This window comes from Hyphomicrobiales bacterium, assembly GCA_002869065.1.
Lineage (GTDB): Bacteria > Pseudomonadota > Alphaproteobacteria > Rhizobiales > Rhodobiaceae > Rhodobium.
Genome location: PKTR01000002.1, coordinates 1,396,272 through 1,420,378 on the forward strand (window position 1 = coordinate 1,396,272; position 24,107 = coordinate 1,420,378).

20 protein-coding genes are annotated in these 24,107 nt (G+C 64.0%); 9 read left to right on the forward strand and 11 right to left on the reverse strand.

Annotation, left to right across the window (positions count from 1 at the left end; genetic code table 11):
- Positions 1 to 112: 112 nt before the first annotated feature.
- The 3 genes from C0606_10145 (at position 113) to C0606_10155 (ending at position 3,719) form a co-directional block, all read left to right on the forward strand.
- A complete protein-coding gene (locus tag C0606_10145) occupies positions 113 to 1,402 on the forward strand; it encodes an ABC transporter permease (protein ID PLX38541.1) in 1,290 nt (429 codons plus the stop codon).
- Between the two features lie 13 nt (positions 1,403 to 1,415).
- Positions 1,416 to 2,327: a polyamine ABC transporter permease gene (locus tag C0606_10150; GenBank protein ID PLX38791.1), complete on the forward strand. Its 912-nt coding sequence runs from the start codon at positions 1,416 to 1,418 to the stop codon at positions 2,325 to 2,327.
- A gap of 156 nt (positions 2,328 to 2,483) precedes the next feature.
- Positions 2,484 to 3,719 carry a creatininase gene (locus C0606_10155; GenBank protein PLX38542.1) on the forward strand — a complete coding sequence of 412 codons (1,236 nt, stop codon included), beginning with the start codon at positions 2,484 to 2,486 and terminating at the stop codon, positions 3,717 to 3,719.
- 13 nt (positions 3,720 to 3,732) lie between these two features.
- Here C0606_10155 and C0606_10160 read toward each other — a convergent pair whose 3' ends face one another.
- The 5 genes from C0606_10160 to doeA all read right to left on the reverse strand — a co-directional run bounded on the left by C0606_10160 (position 3,733) and on the right by doeA (position 10,380).
- Entirely contained in the window at positions 3,733 to 4,875 is a 1,143-nt protein-coding gene (locus C0606_10160; protein PLX38543.1) for a DUF1513 domain-containing protein, read from the reverse strand.
- Positions 4,865 to 5,941 (reverse strand): peptidase M75, Imelysin, encoded by a 1,077-nt coding sequence (locus C0606_10165; GenBank protein ID PLX38544.1) that lies wholly within the window; start codon positions 5,939 to 5,941, stop codon positions 4,865 to 4,867. Before C0606_10165 ends, C0606_10160 begins: the two co-directional genes overlap by 11 nt.
- Positions 5,938 to 7,503, reverse strand: a complete 1,566-nt coding sequence (locus C0606_10170; protein ID PLX38545.1) for a thiol oxidoreductase — start codon at positions 7,501 to 7,503, stop codon at positions 5,938 to 5,940. The genes C0606_10165 and C0606_10170 overlap by 4 nt, the downstream gene beginning before the upstream one ends.
- A gap of 103 nt (positions 7,504 to 7,606) precedes the next feature.
- Positions 7,607 to 8,896, reverse strand: a complete 1,290-nt coding sequence (locus C0606_10175; protein ID PLX38546.1) for a peptidase — start codon at positions 8,894 to 8,896, stop codon at positions 7,607 to 7,609.
- 296 nt (positions 8,897 to 9,192) lie between these two features.
- Positions 9,193 to 10,380 carry an ectoine hydrolase DoeA gene (doeA, locus tag C0606_10180; GenBank protein PLX38547.1) on the reverse strand — a complete coding sequence of 396 codons (1,188 nt, stop codon included), beginning with the start codon at positions 10,378 to 10,380 and terminating at the stop codon, positions 9,193 to 9,195.
- A gap of 408 nt (positions 10,381 to 10,788) precedes the next feature.
- On the opposite strand from doeA, the gene C0606_10185 reads away from it, so the two are divergent.
- Positions 10,789 to 12,273 (forward strand): chemotaxis protein, encoded by a 1,485-nt coding sequence (locus C0606_10185; GenBank protein PLX38548.1) that lies wholly within the window; start codon positions 10,789 to 10,791, stop codon positions 12,271 to 12,273.
- A 21-nt stretch (positions 12,274 to 12,294) separates the two neighbouring features.
- Here the strand turns inward: C0606_10185 and C0606_10190 are convergent, their stop codons facing one another.
- Complete coding sequence (locus C0606_10190) at positions 12,295 to 12,609, reverse strand: 4a-hydroxytetrahydrobiopterin dehydratase (protein ID PLX38549.1); 315 nt, start codon at positions 12,607 to 12,609, stop codon at positions 12,295 to 12,297.
- Positions 12,610 to 12,899: 290 nt separating this feature from the next.
- On the opposite strand from C0606_10190, the gene C0606_10195 reads away from it, so the two are divergent.
- Both C0606_10195 and C0606_10200 read left to right on the forward strand, forming a co-directional pair.
- Entirely contained in the window at positions 12,900 to 13,352 is a 453-nt protein-coding gene (locus tag C0606_10195; GenBank protein PLX38550.1) for a Host attachment protein, read from the forward strand.
- A gap of 248 nt (positions 13,353 to 13,600) precedes the next feature.
- Positions 13,601 to 13,831, forward strand: coding sequence for a hypothetical protein (locus tag C0606_10200; protein ID PLX38551.1), 231 nt, complete (start codon positions 13,601 to 13,603; stop codon positions 13,829 to 13,831).
- A 27-nt stretch (positions 13,832 to 13,858) separates the two neighbouring features.
- Here C0606_10200 and ispG read toward each other — a convergent pair whose 3' ends face one another.
- Positions 13,859 to 15,103: a 4-hydroxy-3-methylbut-2-en-1-yl diphosphate synthase gene (gene ispG, locus C0606_10205; protein PLX38552.1), complete on the reverse strand. Its 1,245-nt coding sequence runs from the start codon at positions 15,101 to 15,103 to the stop codon at positions 13,859 to 13,861.
- A gap of 291 nt (positions 15,104 to 15,394) precedes the next feature.
- On the opposite strand from ispG, the gene C0606_10210 reads away from it, so the two are divergent.
- The 3 genes from C0606_10210 to C0606_10220 all read left to right on the forward strand — a co-directional run bounded on the left by C0606_10210 (position 15,395) and on the right by C0606_10220 (position 18,088).
- Complete coding sequence (locus C0606_10210; GenBank protein PLX38553.1) at positions 15,395 to 16,177, forward strand: 3-hydroxybutyrate dehydrogenase; 783 nt, start codon at positions 15,395 to 15,397, stop codon at positions 16,175 to 16,177.
- Between the two features lie 146 nt (positions 16,178 to 16,323).
- Entirely contained in the window at positions 16,324 to 17,124 is an 801-nt protein-coding gene (locus C0606_10215) for a hypothetical protein (protein ID PLX38554.1), read from the forward strand.
- Between the two features lie 130 nt (positions 17,125 to 17,254).
- The gene (locus C0606_10220; GenBank protein ID PLX38555.1) at positions 17,255 to 18,088 is read left to right on the forward strand and encodes a hypothetical protein; all 834 of its coding nucleotides are present in this window, start codon (positions 17,255 to 17,257) and stop codon (positions 18,086 to 18,088) included.
- A gap of 27 nt (positions 18,089 to 18,115) precedes the next feature.
- Here C0606_10220 and C0606_10225 read toward each other — a convergent pair whose 3' ends face one another.
- The 4 genes from C0606_10225 to C0606_10240 form a co-directional block, all read right to left on the reverse strand.
- Positions 18,116 to 19,768 (reverse strand): AMP-dependent synthetase, encoded by a 1,653-nt coding sequence (locus tag C0606_10225; protein PLX38556.1) that lies wholly within the window; start codon positions 19,766 to 19,768, stop codon positions 18,116 to 18,118.
- A 95-nt stretch (positions 19,769 to 19,863) separates the two neighbouring features.
- The gene (locus C0606_10230) at positions 19,864 to 21,954 is read right to left on the reverse strand and encodes an ABC transporter ATP-binding protein (GenBank protein ID PLX38557.1); all 2,091 of its coding nucleotides are present in this window, start codon (positions 21,952 to 21,954) and stop codon (positions 19,864 to 19,866) included.
- 12 nt (positions 21,955 to 21,966) lie between these two features.
- Complete coding sequence (locus C0606_10235; protein PLX38792.1) at positions 21,967 to 22,899, reverse strand: ABC transporter permease; 933 nt, start codon at positions 22,897 to 22,899, stop codon at positions 21,967 to 21,969.
- Between the two features lie 125 nt (positions 22,900 to 23,024).
- Positions 23,025 to 23,975, reverse strand: a complete 951-nt coding sequence (locus tag C0606_10240; GenBank protein PLX38558.1) for an ABC transporter permease — start codon at positions 23,973 to 23,975, stop codon at positions 23,025 to 23,027.
- Positions 23,976 to 24,107: the final 132 nt, after the last annotated feature.

Genomic DNA, 24,107 nt, shown 5'->3' on the forward strand with positions numbered 1-24,107 from the left:
CGGTTTTCGCCGCCCCGGCACCTCTCTTTCTGCGTCCCCGGCGACGCGCGACGACTTTCGACCGCAGCGTTGCACCGGGACACCCAACGGCATATGGACCGGCGAGTTTTTAATGGCTGATCAGGCACTCTCTCAGGGCGCGTTGCAGGAGAATGGCGCCGGCGACACGGTTCTTCGCGCGGCCGACGGCACGCCGCTGAAGACCGCACTCGCCCGTTCGACCAAGCGGGCGCGCCGCCGGGCTTTCCTGCTGGTCCTGCCGCTGCTGCTTTTCGTGCTCATCACCTTCGCGTTCCCGATCGCGCAGATGCTCTATCGCAGCGTCAACAATCCGGCCTTTTCGGCCAACATGCCGAATGTGGTCGCCTTTTTTCAGGAAAACGATGCGTCGGGCGTTCCCGGTGAGGCGGGGTTCGCGGCCCTGCAGAAGGACCTCGTGCTCGGCCGAGAAAACAAGACAATCGGTCTCGTCGGCACGCGCATCAACTACGATATGTCGGGCACGCGCAGCCTGTTCACCTCTTCGGCGCGCAAGGCCAAGAGACTTGAGCCGCCCTATAAGGAAGCGCTCATCGGTATGGACGAGAAGTGGGGCTCCGAAGAGCTGTGGAACGTCATGCGGCGTGCTTCCTCGGCCCATACGCTCGGTTTCTATCTTGCCGCGCTCGATATGAAATACGATCCCGCCGGCAATATCGTCAGGGCGCCGGAGGAACGGCGCATCTATGTGCAGCTTTTCACGCGCACACTGTTCCTGTCGGCGCTGATCAGTCTGATCTGTTTCATTCTCGCCTTTCCGATCGCCCATCTGCTGGCGATCCTGCCGCTGCGCTATTCCAATCTTTTGATGATCTTCGTGCTGCTGCCGTTCTGGACGTCGCTTCTGGTGCGCACGACCTCGTGGATGGTGCTTTTGCAGAGCCAGGGTGTGTTCAATGACCTGCTGGTGTTTGTGGGGATTGTCGGCGACGATAACCGTATCCAGCTGATGTACAATCAGGCGGGCACGATCATTGCGATGAGCCATATCCTGCTGCCGTTCATGGTCCTGCCGCTCTATTCGGTGATGAAGACCATCTCGCCGACCTATGTGCGGGCGGCGAAGTCGCTCGGGGCGACGCCGTGGACCGCGTTCTGGCGGATCTATTTCCCGCAGACGGTGCCGGGCATCGGCGCCGGCGTGCTTCTCGTCTTCATCCTGGCCGTCGGCTACTACATCACGCCGGCTCTCGTCGGCGGTTCGTCCGGTCAGCTCATTTCGAACCTGATCGCCTTCCACATGCAGAAGTCGCTGAACTGGTCGCTGGCGGCCGCGCTCGGCGCGCTGCTGCTGCTTGGCGTGATCCTGCTCTATTGGCTGTACGACCGGCTGATCGGCATCGACAACATGAAACTCGGGTGAGGTGCTGACCGTGCTGAAACTGCCGCCATATGCATCGCGTCTCGAACGGATCTGGCATTACACCTATCTGACGATCTGCGGGCTGATCTTCCTGTTCCTGATCTCGCCGATCCTGATCGTCATGCCGCTGTCGTTCAACGCCGAGCCGTATTTCACGTTCACCAAGGAGATGCTGAGCTTCGACCCCGAAGGCTATTCGCTGCGCTGGTACGACCGCATCTTGACCTTCGGCATGTCGAACCCGGAAGCGGCGCGCGATGCGTCGTGGTGGAGCGATGCCTGGAACAACGCCCAGTGGCTGCACGCGGCGAAGAACTCGATCATCATCGGTGTCGCCTCGACGCTGCTTGCGACCGTGCTGGGTACGGTCGCGGCGCTCGGCCTGTCGCGGCCGGAAATGCCGTTCCGCCGCAGCATCATGGCGCTGCTGATTTCGCCGATGATCGTGCCGCTGATCATCACCGCGACCGGCCTGTTCTTCTTCTATTCGGCGACCGGTCTGGCGCATACCTATGTCGGCATCATCATGGCGCATGCGACGCTCGGCATCCCGTTCGTCATCATCACGGTGACGGCGACGCTGGTCGGCTTCGATCATTCGCTGACGCGGGCGGCCTCCAATCTCGGCGCCGATCCGGTGACCGTGTTCCGCAGGATCATTCTGCCGCTCATCCTGCCGGGCGTCATTTCCGGCGCGCTGTTTGCCTTCGTCACCTCGTTCGACGAAGTCGTCGTCGTGCTGTTCGTCGCCGCTTTCGACCAGCAGACCATTCCGCGGCAGATGTGGAACGGCATTCGCGAGCAGATCTCGCCGACCATTCTCGCGGTCGCGACGATCCTGGTGCTGTTCTCGATCGTGCTTCTGGCGACCGTCGAATTGCTGCGGCGCCGTTCGGAACGGCTGCGCGGCCTCTCGCCGGGTTGATCCGGCAAGGTTTCGGTTTTCCGCGGACCCGCAGCGCGCGTTTTGCCGATGCGGGCCGCCCCAACAAACGATGAAAAACAGGTCTCGGACCGCCGGGGCGTCGGGCGAGCTTTTGCCCGGCGGCCGGTCGGCGAGCGCAAATGGGAGCGAACGGCGATGGCCGCAACCGACACCACCGGCGACATGCTGCACGTCTTCGAGTGGCACAATGGCGAGAAGGAATGGTCGCCGTTTTCCGATGCCGAAATGGCGCGTCGGCAAGATGCGATGCGCGCCCACATGGCGGCGAACGACATCGACGCGGCGGTTTTCACCTCCTATCACGGCATCTGCTACTACTCGGGCTTCCTCTACTGCTATTTCGGGCGCAAATACGCCTTCGTGCTCGATCAGGACAACGCGACGACGGTCAGCGCCGGCATCGACGGCGGGCAGCCCTGGCGGCGGACCCATGGCGACAACATCACCTATTCGGACTGGCGGCGGGACAATTTCTTCACCGCGCTGCAAGGGCTGGTGAAGGGCGCGAAGCGCGTCGGCATCGAGTTCGATCATATCTCGCTCGACTATCTCACCCAGCTCAAAGCCGCCTTCCCGGAGGTCGAATTCGTCGACGTGGCGCAGGCCTCGATGATGATGCGCACCATCAAGTCGGTCGAGGAATATGCGGTGATCCGCGAGGGCACGCGGATCTGTAATGTCGGTGCTCGGGCCTGCATGGACGCGGTGCATGCCGGCGTGCGGGAATATGAGGTGGCGCTCGCCTCGACCGGTGCGATGGTGCGCGAGATCGGCGAGACCTTTCCTTTCGTCGAGCTGATGGACACCTGGACCTGGTTCCAGTCCGGCTACATGACCGACGGCGCGCACAATCCGGTGACCAACAAGAAGGTCGCGCGCGGCGATATCCTGTCGCTCAACTGTTTCCCGATGATCTTCGGCTATTACACCGCGATCGAGCGCACGCTGTTCTGCGAGGAGGCGTCAGACGCCCACCTGGCACTGTGGGAGAAGAACTGCGAGGTGATGCGCGTCGGCTCCGATCTCATCGGGCCGGGCAAGCGCTGCTGCGACATCGCGCTCGAACTGAACGACCTCTACCGCAGCTGGGACCTGCTGAAGTATCGCTCGTTCGGCTACGGCCACTCCTTTGGCGTGCTGAGCCACTATTACGGTCGCGAGGCGGGCGTCGAGCTGCGCGAGGACGTGGAGACGGTGCTGCAGCCGGGCATGGTGGTGTCGATGGAGCCGATGATCATGATCCCGGAGGGACAGCCAGGGGCGGGCGGTTACCGCGAGCATGACATCTTCATCGTCACCGAGACCGGTGCGGAGAACATCACCAACTTCCCCTACGGCCCGGAGCACATGATCATCAAGGCCGGCAAGTAACCGGCTGCACGTGTCAGCCGATGAGGCGCAAATGGTTGTCCCAGGCGTAGCCCGGATGCTCGGCTTCGCCTGCTCCGGTCATGTGGCCTGTGCCGCTTGAGGCGAGGAAGTCTTCGCCCTTGTCCGGCGCGATGCCGCAGACATCGGCAAAGTCGCGCTGTTCGATGAAGCCGACGGTTTCGGCGTCCCAGATGAGGATCGATCCGCCGCGCGGGCTGGTCGTGGCGATGCGACTGCCCGAGCGGTTCTTCGAGACAGAGCCGACATAGTTGCGCAGGCCGCGCGTGGCTGCGAGCGGCGCATCGACCAGTGCGGGCTCGCCGCCGCGCTGGTGACGGCCAACCAGCAGCACATCGTCTTCCGCCGGACCCTCATACTGACCGCCGAACCAGACGGCGCCGTGGCGGTCGATGCTCATGTGGCGGATCGAGAGCTGGTGCAGGTTGGCGGGCAATACGGTCTTTTCGACGAGGTCGCCGGTGATGCGGTCGACGTAGCAGAGCGTCGGCTCCATCGTTGCGAGATTGAGCTTTTCACGGCCGAAATCAGGATGGGTGAGGATGCCGCCATTGGCGATCGCGACGGTGCGGCCATCGGCAAGCGGCAGGGCCTGATGCGGGTCGAGGCCGCCGGTCTCGATCTCGCCGATGCGGCGGAAATCGGCCGCCACGTCGTAGACACCGAGCATGCCGGCTTCGAGGTCGTAGGCATTTTCAGTGGCGTAAAGTAGCGCGCCGTCGGGCGAGAAAAAGCCGTGGCCGGCGAAGTGGCGCCCCTCGATTGACGGAATCGTGTGGGTGGCGCGCCGGCGCTTCAGATCGACGACGACGGCGAAGCGGCCTGGCCTGCGGGCGAAGAACACCGCGCGCGATCCGTCGGGGGCAACCGCGATGTCGTGGCCGCGGGCCTGGAGCGGTTCCTCGAACAGGATCGCGCCCTCTTCATCGAGCACGATGGCCGCGAAGCTGCCGTCCGGGCGGCGGGCCGTGGTGACATAGCCGGCGCGGGGCGTGGCGAGCGCGGCGGTCGGGGCAAGTGCCACGGCGGTCAGCAGGCCGAAGCCGGTTTTGACGAAGCTGCGTCTGTCGAGCATGGTTTTTGTCCGTTGGGATCGGCGATCTGGTCTGATTTTTCGGGTCGATGGATTAGTCCCCATCGAGAGAGTTGAAGCCGATGATAAGGCCGGTGGCACCCGCATAGTGCGTGCCGATCGCCTCGCCGGCGCCGTTGAGCGCGATGATCGCGGCATTCAGCAGCCCGCGCTGATCGGCGTCGCGAAAGGCGGTTGCGACCGGCCCGTCGACCTTTTCGAGCGTCCTGATCGCATGGCCGATTTCGAAGCTGACGGAACCGGTGATCCAGCGCTGATCGTCGGGGAGTGCCGATGCGAAATTGCCCTTGTCGAACAGGGTGCGCACCGAGGTCGCGTTGGCGCGCACGGCACGCAGCGTCAGGTTTGAACGCCAGAACGGCGCCTGTTTCGGCTTTGCCTTCTTCGCAGCTTCACCGAGCGCCTTGGCGAGCTTGATGTCGCGGGCGAATTGCAGTTCCTCGGTCATCGCACGCAGCAATTCGCGTGCGGCTTCCTCCGGGGCGCGGTAGGCGGGGTTGTCGTCGCCGGTTTTCGTCAGCCGGGCGGTGAAGCCGTTCTCGTCGGCCCATTCGGCGACAAGCTCGTCCGCGGTCGTGCGGATCGCGCCGGCAATCGCAGCGCCGTAACCGCAGCGATGGGCACTATCCGGTGAGGCCTCGCCAAGAGCGTCTGCGCCGGTGCCGAACAGCACGTATTCCAGCGCGCCGATGCCCTGAACCGCGACGCTTTTTTCGCGCAAGGTCGCAACGTCGAGGACGGTCGGGTCCTTTGACCGGATGATGTCGCCGACCTGTTTGAGGCCGCGGCTTTTGCGGTCGGGCCAGAAGTTCAGCTTTTCATAGCGGTTGTCGCGGCGCACCGGGCCGAAGCGGATGAGTTCGATCGCAGACCATGCCTCGACCAGATTGCCGAATTCGGTGCGGGCGCGGTCGAGGCCGGCTTCGTCGGGTGCGGCGCAGAGCGCCTGCATGGCGGTTTCCATCGTCGCGGCTTCGCCGGCGAGCGTCGCATAGCCCGGCCGGATCACCTCCGTGATGGCGTTTTCGACCACCGCCTGGAAGGGCGACTGCGCGGCCGCCGGCAAGGTGAGACAGAGGAAGACGATCAACGTCGAGAGAGGGCGCATCACAGCGACTCCAGAAAACGGATCAGGGCGGCGCGGTCCGATGGCGGCAGAGCGACCACGGTATCGCGCGCGGATTGGGCTTCGCCGCCATGCCAGAGCACGGCTTCGATAAGGGTACGGGCGCGGCCGTCATGAAGGAAGCCGACGTCGCCGCCGACCGTCTTCATACGCCCGAGGCCCCACAGCGGCGGGGTCTTCCATTCGTGGCCGGACGCGTCGCCAACGGTCGCGGTGTCGGCAAGGCCGTCGCCCATGTCGTGCAGCAGGAGATCGGTAAAGGGCCAGATGAGCTGGAAGCGATGGGCCGGCTCGGGCGCGTCGCGGCGGGTGACGTATTTCGGCCGGTGACAGGAGGCGCAGCCGGCGTCATGGAAGACCCGCTTTCCGGCGAGCACGTCTGCGTCGTCGACGTCGTGGCGGGCGGGGACAGCCAGATTGGCGGTGTAGAAGGTGACCAGATCCATCACCGGGTCGGGGGCTTCGGTGGTGCCGAGATTGTCCTGAACGCCGCTCGGCATGGTCCGGCAGTTCGTCTGGCTTTCGGTGCAATCGCCGGCGGCGGCGGGATGCATCGGTGTCGAAATGCCGATATCGGTCGAGAAGGCGGCTGCCGACTGGGCGGCGACGCTCGGCATGGTCGCCTTCCAGCCATAGCGACCGAGCACGGGTTCACCGGATTCCCGTGAAACAAGCCAGTGCGGGCGGCCGGATATACCGTCGCCGTCGGCGTCGTCGGGATCGGCTGCGGCGAGGATGTCACTGACGGCGATGGCTTCCAGCAGTCCGAGTCCGATCATCGCCGGGGCGATGCGGGCCGAAATGCGGGTCTCCGGGTGCAGAGGTCCGTAGCCGGGATCGGAAACACGGTAGGCCGGCTTGCGCAGCGTGACGGTCTCGCCGCCGGCAAGATCGACCGGGATCTCCTCGTAGCGGACCTCAGCGCGCCCTTCCGCCGGCAGGCCGGTGACGGCGAATTCCTGCAGCTGATGGCCGTAGGTGGGTTCAGGCAGGGCGAGGATGCCGTTGGCGGCAAGGCGCGCGTGCTCTTCGGCGTTTGCGGGTGGGACGGAGAGGTGCAGCACGGTCGAGATCGAGCGATCATCAGGGCCGTCGGGTGCGCGGCCACGGCCGTCACGGATGTGACAGCGGGCGCAGGAGCGGCCGTTGAACAGGGGGCCGAGGCCATCGGAGGCCTTGGTCGAAGCGGGCGACGACACCCAGATCTTTTCGAACAGGGCCTCGCCGAGCACGAAATCGAGTTCCGTGGATTTGCCGAGATTGGCGGCGGGACTGGAAAAGGCGTCGCGGCCGCTGGTGTGCGCCGTGGCGGCGCCCGCCGACATCGCCTCGAACGGTTCGGCCTTTGTGAAGTCGGTCGCCGGGCGGGTGACGCGGGCGACGCGCTTGGCGTCGGCTTCGGACAGATCGGGGCGTATGCGGTTTTCCGCGCGGGGGGACATCGAGGCAATCGATGACGACACAACAAGGATCACCGCCGAGATGGCAGCGGCGGTGAAGGCCGTTGTGGCCGGGGCGGACCGTATGTGTCCTTGCGGAAACCGCATACGCTGTCTCTTCACTTGGCGCTTTCTCCAAGCGCCGGAAGGGAAATGCCGACCCGGCCGTTGCGACCGGGTCGGGGTTGGTTAGGCACTGATGTGGCGCGGCTTACTGGAAGACCGCCGTCGGGTTGTCGAGGCTGTCGGAGCCTTCCAGCTCGATGCCGCCAAGGCCGAGCATGGCGATGACGCGTTCGATCGAGCGGGTCTGGTCGACGAGGCCGTCGATCGCCTTCTGGACAACCGCGTTGCCCTCGTCATTGCCTTCGCCGATCATCTGGTCGTAGGCCTCGCCGGTCTCGGCGCGGGCCTTCATCGCACCCATGGCGTCCATGGTGGCGGCCAGCTTGGAGGTCAGCTCGGCGTCGAGGTCCGCATCCTTCGCCTTGACGAAATCCGACAGGCTCGGGCCTTCGACGACCGAGCCGTCAATGCGCGTGTACTTGCCGTGGTAGACGTTGGCGATGCCCTTGGCGTCGTAATAGTGCGAGTTGTGGGTGTTGTCCGAGAAGCAGTCGTGCTCCTCTTCCGGGTCGTGCAGCAGCAGGCCGAGTTTCATGCGCTCGCCGGCAAGTTCGCCATAGGAGAGCGAGCCCATGCCGGTGAGGATGCGGGTGATGCCGGCCTCGACGCCGTTGGCGGCAACATCCTTGCGGGCGGCGCCGTCCGGGCCCCAGGCCTCGACCATGTCGGTGAGATCCGCGATCAGCAGCTTGGAGGCGGCGGCGAGATAGGCGGCGCGGCGGTCGCAATTGCCGCCGGTGCAATTGGCGGTGTCGAAGTCGGTCGCCGGACGTGAACCGGCGCCGGCATCCGTGCCGTTGACGTCCTGACCCCACAGCAGGAACTCGATGGCGTGGTAGCCGGTGGCGACATTGGCCTCGACATCGCCGGCCTCGTGCAGGGTCTCGCCAAGCACTTCCGGGGTGATGACGGTCAGGTTGACCTCGGTTCCGCCGATCGTGACCGTCTTGTTGGCGATCACGTTGGCGGTGAACAATGCGTTTTCATCGGATTCGGCGCCGTAGTAGTCGGCGTTGACGTAGTCGATCAGGCCTTCGTCGAGCGGCCAGGCGTTCACCTTGCCCTCCCAATCGTCGACCATCGGATTGCCGAACCGGAACGCTTCGGTCTGCTGATAGGGAACGCGGGCGTCGAGCCAGGCGGTGCGCGCGGCAGCCAACGTCTCGTCGCTCGGCTTGGCAATGAGTGCTTCGATCGCGCCGTCGAGCGCCTTTGCGGTGATCAGCGAATCCTCGTAACCGGCATGGGCAATGTCGGCGTAGGTCTCAAGCACGGCGTCGTCGGCGGCAAGCGCCGGGGTGCCAAGAGTGGCGGCGGCAACGAGGCCGGCGAGGCCGAGGGCGCGGACGGTCAGTCCGCTCGTCTGGTGTCGCATCGCAGTTCCTTCCCGAAAACGAGGTGTGACAGAACGAAAAACGTCCGTTCTAGTAATGCGAATGAATTGCAATTGCAACAGGAGCGGGATGGAAAACTGATTCAAGCGGCGGGCGTGGCCACAGTGAGACGGGTAGTTTGGGGCGCTGGCGGTACGGCGCGAGGGGCTGTGCTGGCGTCGGTCAGCGCGGTTGGTTTCGCTGGCCGGCGTCGTAATTATGCCGGCAAATGAGGGCGCGCCGGCAATGTCTTGCCGGCGGCCTCTGGGGCGTTTGCTGGAGGCTCGCGGGTGTGGGCCTAGTCGATGACGGCGAGCTTGCGCGGGACGTTCGCCAGGCACTCGGCACCGGATTTTCCGATCACGATGCTTTCGGTGATTTCGAAGCCCCAATCCTCCATCCACAGACCGGTCATGAAGTGGAAGGTCATGTTTTCCTGCAGCACGGTCTTGTCGCCGATGCGCAGCGACATGGTGCGCTCGCCCCAGTCGGGCGGGTAGGAAAGGCCGATCGGATAACCGGTGCGGCTGTCCTTTTCGATGCCGTAGCGGGCGAGCACGGCAAAGAACGCCTTGGCGATGTCCTCGCAGAAATTGCCGGCGCGGGCCGCCTCAAGTCCGGCTTCCATGCCCTCGAGGATCGCCTTTTCGGCGTCGAGGAAGGTCTGCGTCGGCTTGCCGAGGAAGACCGTGCGCGACAGCGGGCAGTGATAGCGATGGCAGGCGCCGGCGACCTCAAAGAAGGTGCCTTCGCCGCTCTGCATCGGCTTGTCGTCCCAGGTCAGATGGGCGGCCGCCGCGTCCGAACCCGACGGCAGCAGGGGGACAATCGCCGGATAGTCGCCGCCGGCACCGATCGCCTCGTCGTAGCGCAGACCGGCGTCGTAAATGTCGGCGACGAGATCGCATTTGCGCAGGCCAGGACGGACCTTTTCGAGGATGCGGCCATGGATGCGCTCGACCAGCCGCGCGGCGGTGCGCATGTAGCCGAGTTCCTGCTCCGACTTCACTGCGCGCTGCCAGTTTACAAGGCCGGTGGTGTCGACGAAACCGGCATTCGGCAGATGGGCCTGCAGCGAGGCGAAGGCCGCCGCCGTGAACCAGTAATTGTCCATCTCGACGCCGATGCGTCCCTTGCCCCAGCCGCGCGCCTCGATCAGCGCGGAGAGCGCGTCCATCGGGTGGCGCTCGCGCGACTGCACGTAGTGGTCTTCATAGGCGACGATGTCGTCATGGCTCATGAAGCAGCGGCGCTTGGCGCCGGCCGCATCCATGCCGCGGCCGAACCAGACGGGATCGCCGTCGAGCGCCAGCAAAACGCATTGGTGGACATAAAACGACCAACCGTCATAGCCGGTCAGCCAGGCCATGTTCGAGGGATCGGAGACGATGATGAGATCGACGCCGGCGTCGGCCATCGCGGTGCGCGTCTTGGCGATGCGGGCGGCGTATTCGGCAGTGGAGAAATGGAGGACGGGGGTAACCATCGTGGGGCTCCGGGACAATGCGGGACTGGGCGGGCGGGTTGGAAACGACTGACTGAACGTTGAGCCTATCGCGCCCGGGGCCACGGCTCCACCCGTGTTCGACTGGTGCGGGCTCGATCGTGTTTCTAAATATTTCTACGCGTTTTCTTGGGCCGACTCCGAATTATTTTTGTGAGTCCAGAACTTTTGAATCTGTTCTAATATTTTGAAATTTAGATAGTTCTTAAATTTGCTATCTATCAGTTTTAATGGATGATTTACGCTCTTAAATATTTTTCGTTGCAGGATAATAAGGAACTATACCTATAGTATTCACGAAATTATAAATGATTAGGATAGTTTTCATTAACTATTATCCGAATACCGTATGAAACATATCGTGAAACCGGGGTCACGTAGGAGGACGTAATGTCCATCGGTGGAATTTTTGGTGGCGACGCGCAGGCAAAGCTTGATGCTATTGGGCGCTCGCAAGCATTGATCGAGTTCAAGCTCGACGGCACGATTCTTGACGCCAACGAGAACTTCCTCAGCACGCTTGGTTACGCGCTGGACGAGATCCGCGGCAAGCATCACAGCATGTTCGTCTCGCCTGAATTTGCCGCCAGCCAGGCCTACAAGGACTTCTGGGCGAAGCTCGGTCGGGGCGAATTCGTCGCTGACGAGTTCCCGCGCGTTGGCAAGGGCGGCAAGGAGGTCTGGATTCAGGCCTCTTACAATCCAGTGCTGGACCGTTCGGGAAAGCCCGCGAAGGTGATCAAGATCGCCACCGACATTACCGAAACGAAGCTGCGCAATGCCGATTTTGAAGGCCAGCTCAACGCGATCGACAAGTCGCAGGCGGTCATTCACTTCAACCTCGATGGTTCGATCATTGACGCCAACGAAAACTTCCTGCAGGCGCTCGGCTATACGCTCGACGAGATCGCCGGCAAGAAACACAGTCTGTTTGTCGAGCCGAGCTACCGCGACAGCGCCGAATATCGGGCGTTCTGGGACAATCTCCGGGCAGGAAAGTTCCAGTCCGGCGAGTTCAAGCGGATCGGAAAGGGTGGAAAGGAAGTCTGGATCCAGGCGACCTACAATCCGATTTTCGATGCCAACGGCAAGCCGTTCAAGGTGGTGAAGTTCGCCTCCGACATCACGGCGCAGGTGATGGAGCGCAAGCGGCGCGAAGAGGTTCAGAACACGATCGATGCGGATCTCGGCGAGGTCGTGAACGCGGTTTCCGACGCGACGGAGCGGGCGTCGAGCGCGGCGGCGGCATCGGTGGAGGCCTCGACCAACGTACAGACGGTGGCGGCCGCGGTTGAAGAGCTGGTCGCTTCGATTGGCGAAATCAGCCGCCAGGTGGAAATTGCAACGCAGATTTCGGGCAAGGCCGTCGATGAGGCCTCGCAGTCGGGCACGATCATGGCCGGGCTTTCGGAGGATGCGCAGAGCATCGGCGACGTCATCGAACTGATCGACAGCATTGCCAGCCAGACCAATCTGCTGGCGCTCAACGCGACGATCGAAGCGGCGCGGGCCGGCGAGGCCGGCAAGGGCTTCGCGGTCGTCGCTTCCGAGGTTAAGAGCCTGGCCTCGCAAACCACCAAGGCGACCGAAAACATCAACGCGCGCATTCACTCGGTGCAGAACTCGACCCAGAGCGCGGTGTCGGCGATCGACGCGATCAAGGAAATCATCGCGCAGATCAGCGATATCTCGACCAGCATTGCGTCGGCCATCGAAGAGCAGTCGACTGTTACCCGCGAGATCTCCGAGAACATGCAGACGGCGTCGAGTGGCGTTGGCATCATCACCGAAAGCATGCAGGCGATTTCCAGCTCGACCGCGCAGATCGATGCTTCGGCGCGCAAGGTGCGCGAAGCCTCGCGGTCGATCATCTAGTTTTTCGCAGGCCTCCCAGCCTCAGCGCTCGGCGAGGCGATCGGCGACAATTGCGTCGATCGCCTTGGCGAGCCTTATGTCGCGCCGGGTGATGCCGCCGCAATCGTGGCTGGTCAGGGTGACGACGAGCGTGCGGTAGACGTTGCTCCACTCGGGATGATGATCCATGCGCTCGGCAACGAGGGCAATCTCGGTCATGGCGCCGAAGGCGACCTTGAAGTCGGCGAAGAGAAACGTGCGGGTGATTGCGTCACGTTCTGCGATCTCTTCCCAGGCCGGTATTTCCGCCAGCGCTTCGGTGCGCTCCGCGCCGCTCAGTTTGCCGCTCTCGGTCATCGTGGCCTCTCCTCTCGCGTCCGCCATTTCTTCATTGAGATAGGGCCTTTTTCCACGCCGGCGAATGGGTCGTCCCGATGGTCGTCAAGACGGGGGAAACCTTGTCGAAACGCTGTGCGGAATGGGGGCGTGGCAAAACGGTTCGGACGTCTTGACGAAGGCGTTACGAGAGCCCACGTTGGATTTATGCGGAGTTTTCCGCTGGGCGACTTTCAGTCGCCCGCAAGCACTCGGATTTGCCGATGTATACGGCGTATCCAAAGGATAACGATAAGAAACGGGAGTGGAAGATGCCGGGTCTCACGATTAATCAGGATGCATGGGTCATGGTCGGCGACGGCGAAAAGGCCATGTTTCTCAGAAACAAAGGAGATTCGGACTACCCGAACCTGGAAGTCATCCGACTTCTTGAACAGGAAAACCCGGTGACCCGTGAGCAGGGCACCGACAAGCCGGGCCGCCTCCTCGATGGAACCGGACCGGGCCGCAGTTCGGTGGAAGTTACCGACTGGCACACGATCGAAAAGCATCGTTTTGCCAAGGATATCGCAGAGGCCCTCTACAAGGCCGCGCACATGAACAAGTTCAAGGAACTGATCGTGGTGGCGCCGCCGATGACGCTGGGCGATCTGCGCAAGGCGTTCCACAAGGAGGTCTCGAGCCGTGTGGTGGGTGAGGTCGACAAGACGCTGACCGGCCACGATATCTCGAAGATCGAGAAAATCCTGACCACCAAGGACTGATCCGCGGTGGTGGCCCCCGTCGGCTGACCCGCGGCGGGGGCAACGCGAAGACCGAACGGTGACGCGCCGCGTCACCGAAGGGGTGTTTGCAGGCGCTGTTTCGGCGCCAGCTCTGCAAACAACCATCCCGACGATTTCCCCCGACGAGTTTCTGCAGACGACAAACTGTGACGAGCGACACGGTCGCCGGTACGGTTTCGGCGCATGTTTCCTTCAACGGGCATACCGCCCGAGTTGTGGGGGAAGCCATGAAGCGTCTGAGGCTCATTCTGTCGAGCGAACCGGCGATCAGGATCATCGTTCCGGCCGAGGTGCCCGGTGCCGTGATCGCGGGCGCCATTTGCGGTGGCGCAGAGGGCTGCCGCCGGCGCGTTGGCGGCGGGCTTTTCAAGCAGACCTACCCTTGGGAACGGGGCCCGGCTGCGGGCGAGACCGCGGGCGACCTCTGTCGCCTCCTGCAGCGCACCCGCAAGCACTGAGCGGCTGCGGCTGCCGCCTTCGGTCGCTCAGCTGTTGCCGTAGCGCTTTTGCACGTAGTCCTCGACCATGGCCGTGAAGTCGGCGGCCAGCGTCGTGCCGCGCAGCGTCGCGACCTTCTTGCCGTCGACGAAGACCGGTGCGGCGGGCGCCTCGCCGGTGCCGGGCAGGGAGATGCCGATATCGGCGTGCTTCGACTCACCGGGGCCGTTGACGATGCAGCCCATCACCGCGACCTGCAGTTCCTCGACGCCCGGATATCGGGCGCGCCAGTCCGGCATACGCTCGCGGATGTGGGCCTGGATCGAGCCGGCAAGTTCCTGGAACACCGTCGACGTCGTGCGGCCGCAGCCTGGGCAGGCGGCAACGATCGGCACGAAGGCGCGTAGGCCCATCACCTGCAAAAGCTCCTGGGCGACGAGCACCTCGCGCGAACGGTCGCCGCCGGGCTCAGGCGTGAGCGACACGCGGATGGTGTCGCCGATGCCCTGCTGCAGGACGATGCCCATGGACGCGGCGGAAGCGACGACACCTTTCGTTCCCATGCCAGCCTCGGTGAGCCCGAGATGGAGCGCGTAGTCGCCGCGCACCGATAGCGCGCCATAGACGGCGACGAGATCCTGCACCTGGCTGACCTTTGCCGACAGGATGATTTTCGAGCGCGGCAGGCCGATCGCTTCGGCCTGCTCGGCCGACAGCAGCGCCGACTGGACGATTGCCTCGTGCATGACGGCGCGGGCGTCGAGCGGCTTTTCTGCGTTTGCGTTCTCGTCCATCAGCCGGGTCAGCAGGGCCTGATCGAGCGAGCCCCAGTTGACGCCGATGCGCACCGGCTTGTCGTGGCGGATCGCCGTTTCGACGATCGACGCGAACTGGCTGTCCTTCTTGTTCTTGAAGCCGACATTGCCCGGATTGATGCGGTACTTGGCGAGCGCTTCGGCGCAGGCCGGGTGATCGGCCAGAAGCTTGTGGCCGATATAATGGAAGTCGCCGATCAGCGGCACGGCGATGCCGGCCTTGTCGAGTGCGTCGCGGATATGCGGCACGGCGGCGGCGGCCTCGTCGCGGTCGACGGTGATGCGAACCAGTTCCGATCCGGCGAGGGCGAGTGCGGAGACCTGGGCGACGGTTGCCGCGACATCGGCGGTGTCGGTGTTGGTCATCGACTGCACGACGATGGGCGCCTCGCCGCCGACGGTCACGCCGCCGACATCGACGGCGACGGATGTGCGCCGCGGCTTGAGGGAAAGGGCGGTGAGCAGTGTCTCGGACATTCTTGAGCCTTGCGCTTCGATCGTCTGGGCCGTTTCGCGAGCGGCCGGCGGCTCTCGTCTAGCACGGCGGGCGGGCCATGCGAATAGCTGGAGCGCGCATTGCTGCCTTCAACTCGTTGCGCCGCTCGCGTTGCCGTGCCGCGTTTTGCTGCAATGCAACAAAAGACTGGACAAGCGCGCCGCGACACCGTGACATGGGCGGCAGAATCGGCTGCCGCTTCGCGCGCGCGGCCAGCATGTCTCATTGCGCCCGCAGCTCCCATGTCGGGCCCCAGCAACCGGAAACCCGCCATGCCCAAGGGAAAGACCGCCGTCATCACCGGCTCGACATCCGGCATTGGTCTCGGCATCGCCGAGGCGCTCGCAGCTGCCGGCTGCAACGTGGTGCTGAACTCGTTCACCGACAGCGCCGAGGACCATGCGTTGGCCGAGCGTCTCGCCGCCCAGCATGGGGTCGGCGCGCATTACGTCTCAGCCGACATGTCGGACGCGGAGGCGTGTGCGGGCCTGATCGAAACCGCGGCCGGGAAGTTCGGCGCGGTCGATATTCTCGTCAACAATGCGGGCATCCAGTATGTCGCGCCGGTCGAGGACTTCCCGGTCGGGAAGTGGGACGCGGTGCTGGCGATCAACCTCTCGTCTGCCTTCCACACGATCCGCGCCGCGGTGCCTGGCATGAAGGCGGCCGGCTGGGGCCGCATCGTCAACATAGCCTCGGCGCACGGGTTGACCGCCTCGCCGTTCAAGGCGGCCTATGTGGCGGCAAAGCACGGCATGGTCGGGCTGACCAAGACGGTGGCGCTGGAGCTCGCCGAAAAGGGCATTACCTGCAACGCGATCTGCCCGGGTTATGTGATGACGCCGCTGGTCGAAAAGCAGATCCCGGATCAGATGAAGGCGCACGGCATGGACCGTGACACGGTGATCCGCGAGGTGATGCTGGAACGCCAGCCGACGAAGGAGTTCGTCGACGTTGCCGAGCTCGGTGCGCTGACCGTGTTTCTCTGCGGCGACGGCGCACGCCAGATGACGGGCACGACGCTCTCGGTCGATGGCGGCTGGACGGCGCTCTAGCCGTCTCGCCAGTGTCGTCATGCGCGGCTTCGACGCGATTTTCGGGCTGAGGCTTGTGCGTGTTTTGCGGGCGTGGCACCTTGTGCGCGCTGCAACCGGGGCCTGTATTTGCGGTGCAGTGCCTGATCCTGCCGGAGCCGTATTGAATGCTTGATTTCACGCTTGCCCGTTTCGTCGTTTCCTTCGTTTCCGCGAATCTGCGGTTCGTCGTGCTGCTCGTTGCGCCGCTTTTCGTCCTGGCTCTGATCCGGACCCATTTCGCCGCCAAGAACGCCGCTGTGATCGCGTTCGCGCCGGACGGTATGAGCGCGGTTTCCTCGGTGTCCGGCACGGAATTCGTCATCCTGCTGATCGAGGCGGTGCTCTGGCTCGGCGCGGCGACCGCGTGGCACCGGCTGATCCTGTTGCGGGAAGAGCCGTCGGTTGGCAGTCTGGTCCCGGGAAAGCGCGAGTTCCGCTATTTCCTCGTGTCTCTGATGTTGTTCCTGCTGTTGGCGCTGATCGTGTTGCCGGTTGCGATATTGGTGTCGGTGATCACGCTGACATCGGGGAGCGTCTTTCTCGTCTTGCTTGTCAGCGTCGCCATGATGCCTCTCGCCACCTATTTCGCGCTGCGTTTTTCGCCGGTTCTGCCGCGCGCTGCGCTGGAGCTGCCCTGGCTTGGTTTCAAGGATGCGTGGCGAAAGACGCGGCCCTATTCGAATGCGATCCTCGGCTGGATCGTGGTTGTTTTCGCGGTTTCCGTCGCGCTTCAGCTGATTTCGCTGGTCTTCGGCAGGTCGCTTCCCTTCGGCGCTTACGGCACGGCGATGCTCGGCGCCGTGATCCTGACGCCGATCAACTATTTCCTCCTGTTCGCCGATCTGACCGTGATGTCGGAGCTGTTCCGGGTCAGCGCGAATGATGGCGAAGATGCAGACCGCGACGGCGGAGATGTGCCTGCCTAGACGGGTCCGCCGTCCCGGCCCGATCGGGGCTTTAAGGGGTTTTCAAGCGGTCGGACCGTAAGCTTGTCCGCTCATCCTGCAATCGGCGCGGCGCGTGGGGCTGGTGCGCGTGCGGGATCATGGGGCGGATATGCAAGAACCTCGGCCGGGACTCGGCTCTTTCCTCGATTTCTCGCTGGCGCGCTTCGCGCTCAACGATGTGGTGCGACACTATCCGGTGATCCGCACGCTTGCCGCGCCGCTGTTCCTAGCCGTGCTGGTGTGCATTCATCTCACCGCCTATGGCGCGGCCAGCATCGCGGTGACGCCGCTTGCGATCGATGCCGATCCGCCCTACCTCGGCGTGCTCATCGTGATCGTGCTGGTCGCCGGCGTTTTGTGGGGCGCTCTGGCGGTGGCCTGGCACCGCTTCTTCCTGCTCGGGGAAAAGCCTGGCTGGCGGAGCGTGCTGCCGGGTTTTGCCGCGTTGGGCTATTTTCTCACCGCAATTGGCCTGATCGCGGCGGGGATCGGGGTCGGGTTTTTCGTCAGCGTGCTTGGTGATGTCGCCGCAGCGCTCTCCGGCCTGCCGTTTGTCGCCGCTCTCGTGTGGCCGGTTGCGGTGGTCGCGGGGGCGTATGTTGCCTTGCGGATGTCGCCCGTCCTGCCGGGGGTCGCGCTCGACTATTCGTGGCGCAGCTTTCGCAACGGCTGGTCGGTGACGCGGCCCTATGTGGGCGGGATTTTCGGCTGGTCGGTGGTGCTTGCGGCACTGATGCTCGCGGCAAGGCTCGCCATAAAAGCGCTCCTCTTCGTCGTGCCGCTCGACGTCTACGGCACGAACTTCGTTTTCCTCGGCCTCTCGTTTGCGGCCACTTTTTTCCTCGGACTGGCAAGCCTGACGGTCATCACGGCCGTTTTCCACGCCGCCTATGACGGCGTGTTGTTCGGAACCGACAGCGGCGAGGAAGCGAACGGCCGCTGACGCAGATCGTCCACCACACCTCGCCGGTTACCCGGCGTTGTCGCCCTCGGCGGCGGCTTCCTCGATCGCGCGCTGGCGGAACAGCCGGCGGATGACCTTGCCGGTGGTGGTCAGCGGGATGCTGTCGACGAAGGCGATCTCGCGCGGATATTCGTGCGCGGAAAGCCGCGTGCGGACATGGCTCTTGATCGAGTCGACGAGGGCGTCGTCCTGCTTGGTGCCCGGCTTCACCACAACATAGGCCTTGATGATCTCGGTGCGCATGGGGTCCGGCTTGCCGACCACGGCGGCAAGCGCGATCTGCGGGTGGCTCGAAAGACAGTCCTCGATCTCACCCGGACCGATGCGGTAGCCGGCCGAGGTGATGACGTCGTCGTCGCGGCCGACAAAGTGGATGTAGCCGTCGTCGTCCATGGTGCCCTGGTCGCCGGTCAGCATCCAGTCACCGATGAATTTCTTCTCGGTCGCTTCCATGTTGTCCCAGTAGTGCAGGAACATCACCGGGTCGGGGCGGGCGACCGCGATCTGGCCGAGGCTGCCGGCCGGCAGGCGGTTGCCCTCGTTGTCGATGACGGCGACGTCGTGGCCCGGCACCGGCATGCCGATGGCGCCGGCGCGGCTGACGCCAATCTTGGCGCAGGACGACAGCACCAGATTGCATTCCGTCTGGCCGTAGAACTCGTTGATCGTCAGGCCGAGCGTCTCGCGCGCCCATTCGTAGGTATCGCCGCCGAGCGCCTCGCCGCCCGAGCCCACGGTTCGCAGGTCGAGCTTGAAGGTCTTCAGCGGATCAGGCACCGCGCGCAGCATCTTCAACGCCGTTGGCGGGATGAAGGTGTTGCGCACGCCATATTGCGCCATCAGCGCGTAGGCTTTCTCGGGGTCGAATTTCTCGAATTTGTGGGCGACGACCGGCACGCCGAGATGCAGGCCGGGCAGCAGGATGTTGAGCAGCCCGCCGGCCCAGGCCCAGTCCGCCGGCGTCCAAAGGACGTCGCCCGGCTGGGGCAGGAACTCGTGGCTCATCTGCATGCCGGGCAAATGGCCGAGCAGCACGCGATGGCCGTGCAGCGCGCCCTTCGGCGGCCCGGTGGTGCCGGAGGTGTAGATCATCATCGCCGGGTCGTCGGGTCCGGTTTCCTCGACATAGAAGGCGTCATAGGCCTCGGCGAGCAGCTCGTGGAAGGAAACCGCGCCGGGCCCGGGGCCGTCGATGGAAACGACGAGGGAAAGACCGGGCAACTGATCGCGGATCTGGGCGACCTTTTCGGCCCCTGCGGCGTTGGTGATCAGCACGCGGGCGCCGGAGTTTTCCAGCCGGTACTGCAGGGCCTCGACGCCGAACAGGGCGGCGAGCGGCACGGCGACGGCGGCAAGCTTGTAGACCGCGAGATGGGAAATGGCAGTCGCCGGGTGCTGCGGCAGCAAGAGTCCGACCCGGTTGCCGCGTTCGACGCCATAGGCGCGCAACGCATTCGCCAGCTTGTTGGAATCGCGCGCGAGCCGGCCGTAGGTCACCGTTTCGGTGGAACCGTCGTCGCGATGAAACAGGATGGCGGTGCGGTCCGGTTCGCGGGCCGCCCAGGAATCGCAGGCGCTCACCGCGATGTTGTATTTCTCCGGCACCTGCCAGCGAAATGCCTTGACCAGCGCGTCGTAGGACTCTGCGGTGGGCAGCATGGCCGTGAACCTCCCTGCGGGTTGAACCGTCTTTTGCTGCGCACTCTACACAGGCTTTCGGGCGAAAACTACATCGTCCGAAAGCCGATTTTCGCTCACGCGTCGGCGAGCTCCGGCCCGGCCGTGTCGGCGGACGCGATGACCGGTTTCATGGCGCTGAGCATGTCCATCGGCAGATGGCAGGCGATGCGGTGGCCGTTGCCGAAATCGCGCGTCGGCGGCACTTCGTTCTCGCAGGTTCCCTCGATCGCGTAGAGGCAGCGCGTGCAGAAGGGGCAGCCCGCCGGCGGGTTGGACGGCGAGGGCATTTCGCCGCTCAGCACGATCTTGCGCTTCTTGATGTGGGTGTCGGCGATAGGCACCGCCGAAAGGAGCGCTTCGGTGTAGGGATGATAGGGCGGCGAGAAGATTACCTCGGTGTCGCCCTGCTCCATGATCTGGCCGAGATACATGACGACGATGCGGTCAGCGAGATAGCGCACCACCGAAAGGTCGTGGCTGATGAACAACAGCGTCGTGCGGTGTTCGCGCTGGATGTCCATCAACAGCTCGGTGACGGCGGCCTGCACCGACACGTCGAGCGCCGATACCGGTTCGTCGGCGATCACCACCTTCGGATTGCCGGCAAAGGCGCGGGCAATGCCGACGCGCTGTTTCTGGCCGCCGGAAAGCTGGCGCGGTCGGCGCTTGGCGAAGTCGCGCGGCAGCTTGACGATGTCGAGCAGCTCAAGCACGCGTTCCTCGATCTTGTCGGGATCGGACTCGACGCCGAACTTGCGAATCACGCGGGCGATCTGGCCGCCGACGGTGTGGCTCGGATTGAGCGTGTCGAACGGGTTCTGGAAGACCATCTGCAGGTCGGCGATGGTGCGGGCACCGCGCTTGTCGACCGGCAGTGAGCCAAGCTCGATATCACCGAGCATGACCTGCCCCGAAGTCGCGTCTTCGAGCCCCATCAGCACCTTGGCGAAGGTCGACTTGCCGCAGCCGGATTCACCGACGATGGCGACGGTTTCGGCTTCGCGGGCGAGGAAGTTGAGCTGTTCGTTCGCCTTGACCGTCTTTGGCTCGCCGAACACGAAGAGGCCGCTTTCCTCGATCTCGTAATGCTTGGTCATGTCCTCGACACGCAGCACCACCTCGCCGGCCTCGACGCTTTCCTGCGCCTTGGCGGCGGCGATATCGACGTCCCAGTCGATCTCGGCGAAACGCGGACAGCGCACGAAGTGGTTGGAGCCGGCGCCGGTCTCACGCATCGAGATCAGGCCCGGTTCGCAGACGCCGGCCTGGAAGTAGTCGCAGCGCGGGCCGAAATAGCAGCCGTCCGGGCGTTCATGCGGCAACGGCAACTGGCCGGGAATGGCAACCAGCGGGTGGGCGTTCTTGTCGGCGCCAGGCAGCGGGATCGAAGCGAACAGGCCGCGCGTATAGGGATGGCGCATGGCGTTGAACACGGTGTTGACGTCGCCGACTTCGACGGCCTCGCCGGAATACATCACGGTGATGCGGTCGCAGGTCTCCAGGATCAGGCCGAGATTGTGCGAGATGTAGATCATGGAGGTGCCGAACTCCTCGGCGATCTCCTTGATCAGGTCGACGATGCCGGCTTCGACGGTGACGTCGAGCGCGGTGGTCGGTTCGTCAAGCAGCAGCAGTTTCGGGTTCGACAGCAGCGCCATGGCGATAACGACGCGCTGCTGCTGACCACCCGAGATCTGGTGCGGATAGGAGTTCATGATGCGCGCCGGATCGGGCAGCTTGACCCGTTCGAGCAGCGCTTCGGCCTTCGCCCAGGCGTCCTCGGCGGAGAGATTGTCGTGGTAGATCGGCACCTCGGTGAGCTGCTCGCCGATCAGCATGGCCGGGTTCAGCGAGGCCATCGGCTCCTGATAGACCATGGCGATCTTGGAGCCGCGCAGTTGGCGCAGTTCTTCCTGGCTCATGGTGCGCATGTCGCGCCCCTCGAACAGGATCTCGCCGCTGACGATGGCGCCGTTCTTGCCCATGTACTGCATGATGGCGAGCGCCACCGTCGACTTGCCGCAGCCGGACTCGCCGACGATGCCGTGCGCTTCGCCCGGCATCAGCTTGAGATTGAAGTCCACCACGGCGGGAATTTCGCCCGCCCGGGTGAAGTAGGAGATGCACAGGTCGCGGCACTCGAGGACCGGGGTCTGTTCGTTCATTGTCTTTTCCCCTTAGTCCCGAAGGCTCATTTCGCGCAGGCCGTCGGCCAGCAGGTTGAAGCCGAGGATGAGGCTCGACACCGACAGCGCCGGCACCACCAGCATGTAGGAGAACTTCCACAGCATGGCGGTCTTGGCCGATTCCTTGATCATCAGACCCCAGTCGGGATCGGGCGGCTGCAGGCCGAGGCCGAGGAAGGTCAGCGTGGTGATCGCCACCGTGGTGTAGCCAAGCCGCAGGCAGGCATCGACGATGATCGGGCCGCGAACATTGGGCAGCAGCTCGATGACCATGATCCACAATGCGCTCTCGCCGCGTGTCTGGGCGGCGAAGACGTAGTCGCGCGTCTTGATGTCGAGGGCGAGGCCGCGAACGATACGCATGATCGCCGGTGCCGAGGCAAAGGTCACGGCGATGACGATGTTGAAGCCGCTGGGGCCGAGATAGTTCAGGATGACGATGAACAGCACCATCACCGGGAACGACAGGAAGATGTTGGCGATGAAGGAGATGATCTCATCCCACCAGCCGGCGAGATAGCCGGCGATCAGGCCGAACATCGTGCCGACGACATAGGCGACGGTGGTCGCGGTGACGCCCCACACGATGACGCGTTGGCAACCCCAGATGGCGCGCGAAAGCATGTCGCGGCCCTTGAAGTCGGAGCCGAGCCAGAAGGTGACTTCCTGGCGCATGCCGTCTAGCGAGACCATCTTCTCGGTGCCGGGAACGGCGAACGGTGCGAGCGGCTTGTTGGGGTCGACGAGCGGCAGGTAGGGCGCGCTTACCGCCATCAACAGCCAGAAGAAGACCAGCGTTACGCCAATGAGGGCCGTCTTCGACTCGCGCCAGTTGGTGACGGCGAGCAGATAGAGGATCAGGGTCGCGGGGATCGCCGGCAACAGCACGAGGTCGGCGGTGTCGCCGAGCTGGCGGCCGGCCATGACATAGGTCATGAGCGGCGCCCACATGACCAGGAGAAGGGCGATCACCACACGCGGTCGCGACAGGCGTTCGACCAGGGTGGGGGCGGGCATTGTCGTGTCGATGCTCATTGTTTTCACCCCTCTCAAGCGAAGCGGATGCGCGGGTTGAGGAAGGTGTAGCCGACGTCGGAGATGATCTGCGAGAACACCGCGACGAAGACCGCAACGAGGGTGCCGGCCTGGATGACGTATATGTCGCCGAACAGGGCGGCCTCGAGCAGCATCTTGCCGAAGCCGTCATACTCGAAGAAGACCTCGACCACGACGACGCCCGACAAGAGCCAGTTGAGCTGCAGCACGATCACCGTGAAGGGCGCGATGAGCGCGTTTCTCAGCGCGTGTTTCATGATCACGCGGCGGTAGGGAAGGCCCTTCAACACGGCGGTGCGTATGTATTGCGAGGTCATCACCTCGGCCATCGAGGCTCGGGTCATGCGCGCCACATAGCCGAAATCGTAGAGCACCAGGGTGAGCACCGGCAGTACCAGCTGCCAGCCGTCGAAGCCGCCGATCATCGCCGATTTGGCGGGCAGCCATTTGAGGCCGAGCGCGAAAATGATGGTCAGGAAGATCGCGGTGGCGATTTCCGGGATCGAGGTGGTGAATACCGACAGGAAGGATATCGATCGGTCCTGGAAGGACCCCTCCTTCATGCCGGCCAATACGCCAAGTATCAGCGATATGGGAATCATCAGGGCGAAGACCCAGAAGGCGAGAATGCCGGTATTCGCCAGCCTGTCGAGCAGGATCGGGCCGACCGGGCCGTTCTTTTCGAACGACTGCCCGAAATCGCCGTGGACGACGTCCCCGACCCACTTGGCGTAGCGGGTGTAGAACGGCACATCGAGGCCCTTCTTGGCGAGCCACGCCTGATAGTCGTCGTCGGACAGGGCGGAAACGGCGAAGCCGCCGAGTTCGGCGGTCGCAATCTGTTTCTTGAACTTGTCGCTATCGAAGACGAGGAACAGGATCAGCGAAACCGCCGCCATGATCAGCACCATCTGGGCGAGGCGGCGGAGAATCAATTTCACCATGGGTCGAGCCCGTATTTTTCACTGCGGCGAACAGGGAACGGCGCGATGCCGGTTTTCCCGCCGCCTGGCTGGTCCACAGAGTGTCTGCGGATGAAAAGGGAAACGCCCCGGCGGTGTCGCCGGGGCGTCGTC

What these genes read in the sequence shown, in the direction of transcription:
- C0606_10145 (PLX38541.1), top strand. Translation starts at nt 113, where the DNA reads ATGGCTGATCAGGCACTCTCTCAGGGCGCGTTGCAGGAGAATGGCGCC.
- C0606_10155 (PLX38542.1), top strand. Translation starts at nt 2,484, where the DNA reads ATGGCCGCAACCGACACCACCGGCGACATGCTGCACGTCTTCGAGTGG.
- C0606_10160 (PLX38543.1), bottom strand. Translation starts at nt 4,875, where the DNA reads ATGGGGACTAATCCATCGACCCGAAAAATCAGACCAGATCGCCGATCC.
- C0606_10170 (PLX38545.1), bottom strand. Translation starts at nt 7,503, where the DNA reads ATGCGGTTTCCGCAAGGACACATACGGTCCGCCCCGGCCACAACGGCC.
- C0606_10175 (PLX38546.1), bottom strand. Translation starts at nt 8,896, where the DNA reads ATGCGACACCAGACGAGCGGACTGACCGTCCGCGCCCTCGGCCTCGCC.
- doeA (PLX38547.1), bottom strand. Translation starts at nt 10,380, where the DNA reads ATGGTTACCCCCGTCCTCCATTTCTCCACTGCCGAATACGCCGCCCGC.
- C0606_10185 (PLX38548.1), top strand. Translation starts at nt 10,789, where the DNA reads ATGTCCATCGGTGGAATTTTTGGTGGCGACGCGCAGGCAAAGCTTGAT.
- C0606_10190 (PLX38549.1), bottom strand. Translation starts at nt 12,609, where the DNA reads ATGACCGAGAGCGGCAAACTGAGCGGCGCGGAGCGCACCGAAGCGCTG.
- C0606_10195 (PLX38550.1), top strand. Translation starts at nt 12,900, where the DNA reads ATGCCGGGTCTCACGATTAATCAGGATGCATGGGTCATGGTCGGCGAC.
- C0606_10200 (PLX38551.1), top strand. Translation starts at nt 13,601, where the DNA reads ATGAAGCGTCTGAGGCTCATTCTGTCGAGCGAACCGGCGATCAGGATC.
- ispG (PLX38552.1), bottom strand. Translation starts at nt 15,103, where the DNA reads ATGTCCGAGACACTGCTCACCGCCCTTTCCCTCAAGCCGCGGCGCACA.
- C0606_10210 (PLX38553.1), top strand. Translation starts at nt 15,395, where the DNA reads ATGCCCAAGGGAAAGACCGCCGTCATCACCGGCTCGACATCCGGCATT.
- C0606_10215 (PLX38554.1), top strand. Translation starts at nt 16,324, where the DNA reads ATGCTTGATTTCACGCTTGCCCGTTTCGTCGTTTCCTTCGTTTCCGCG.
- C0606_10220 (PLX38555.1), top strand. Translation starts at nt 17,255, where the DNA reads ATGCAAGAACCTCGGCCGGGACTCGGCTCTTTCCTCGATTTCTCGCTG.
- C0606_10225 (PLX38556.1), bottom strand. Translation starts at nt 19,768, where the DNA reads ATGCTGCCCACCGCAGAGTCCTACGACGCGCTGGTCAAGGCATTTCGC.
- C0606_10230 (PLX38557.1), bottom strand. Translation starts at nt 21,954, where the DNA reads ATGAACGAACAGACCCCGGTCCTCGAGTGCCGCGACCTGTGCATCTCC.
- C0606_10235 (PLX38792.1), bottom strand. Translation starts at nt 22,899, where the DNA reads ATGGCCGGCCGCCAGCTCGGCGACACCGCCGACCTCGTGCTGTTGCCG.
- C0606_10240 (PLX38558.1), bottom strand. Translation starts at nt 23,975, where the DNA reads ATGGTGAAATTGATTCTCCGCCGCCTCGCCCAGATGGTGCTGATCATG.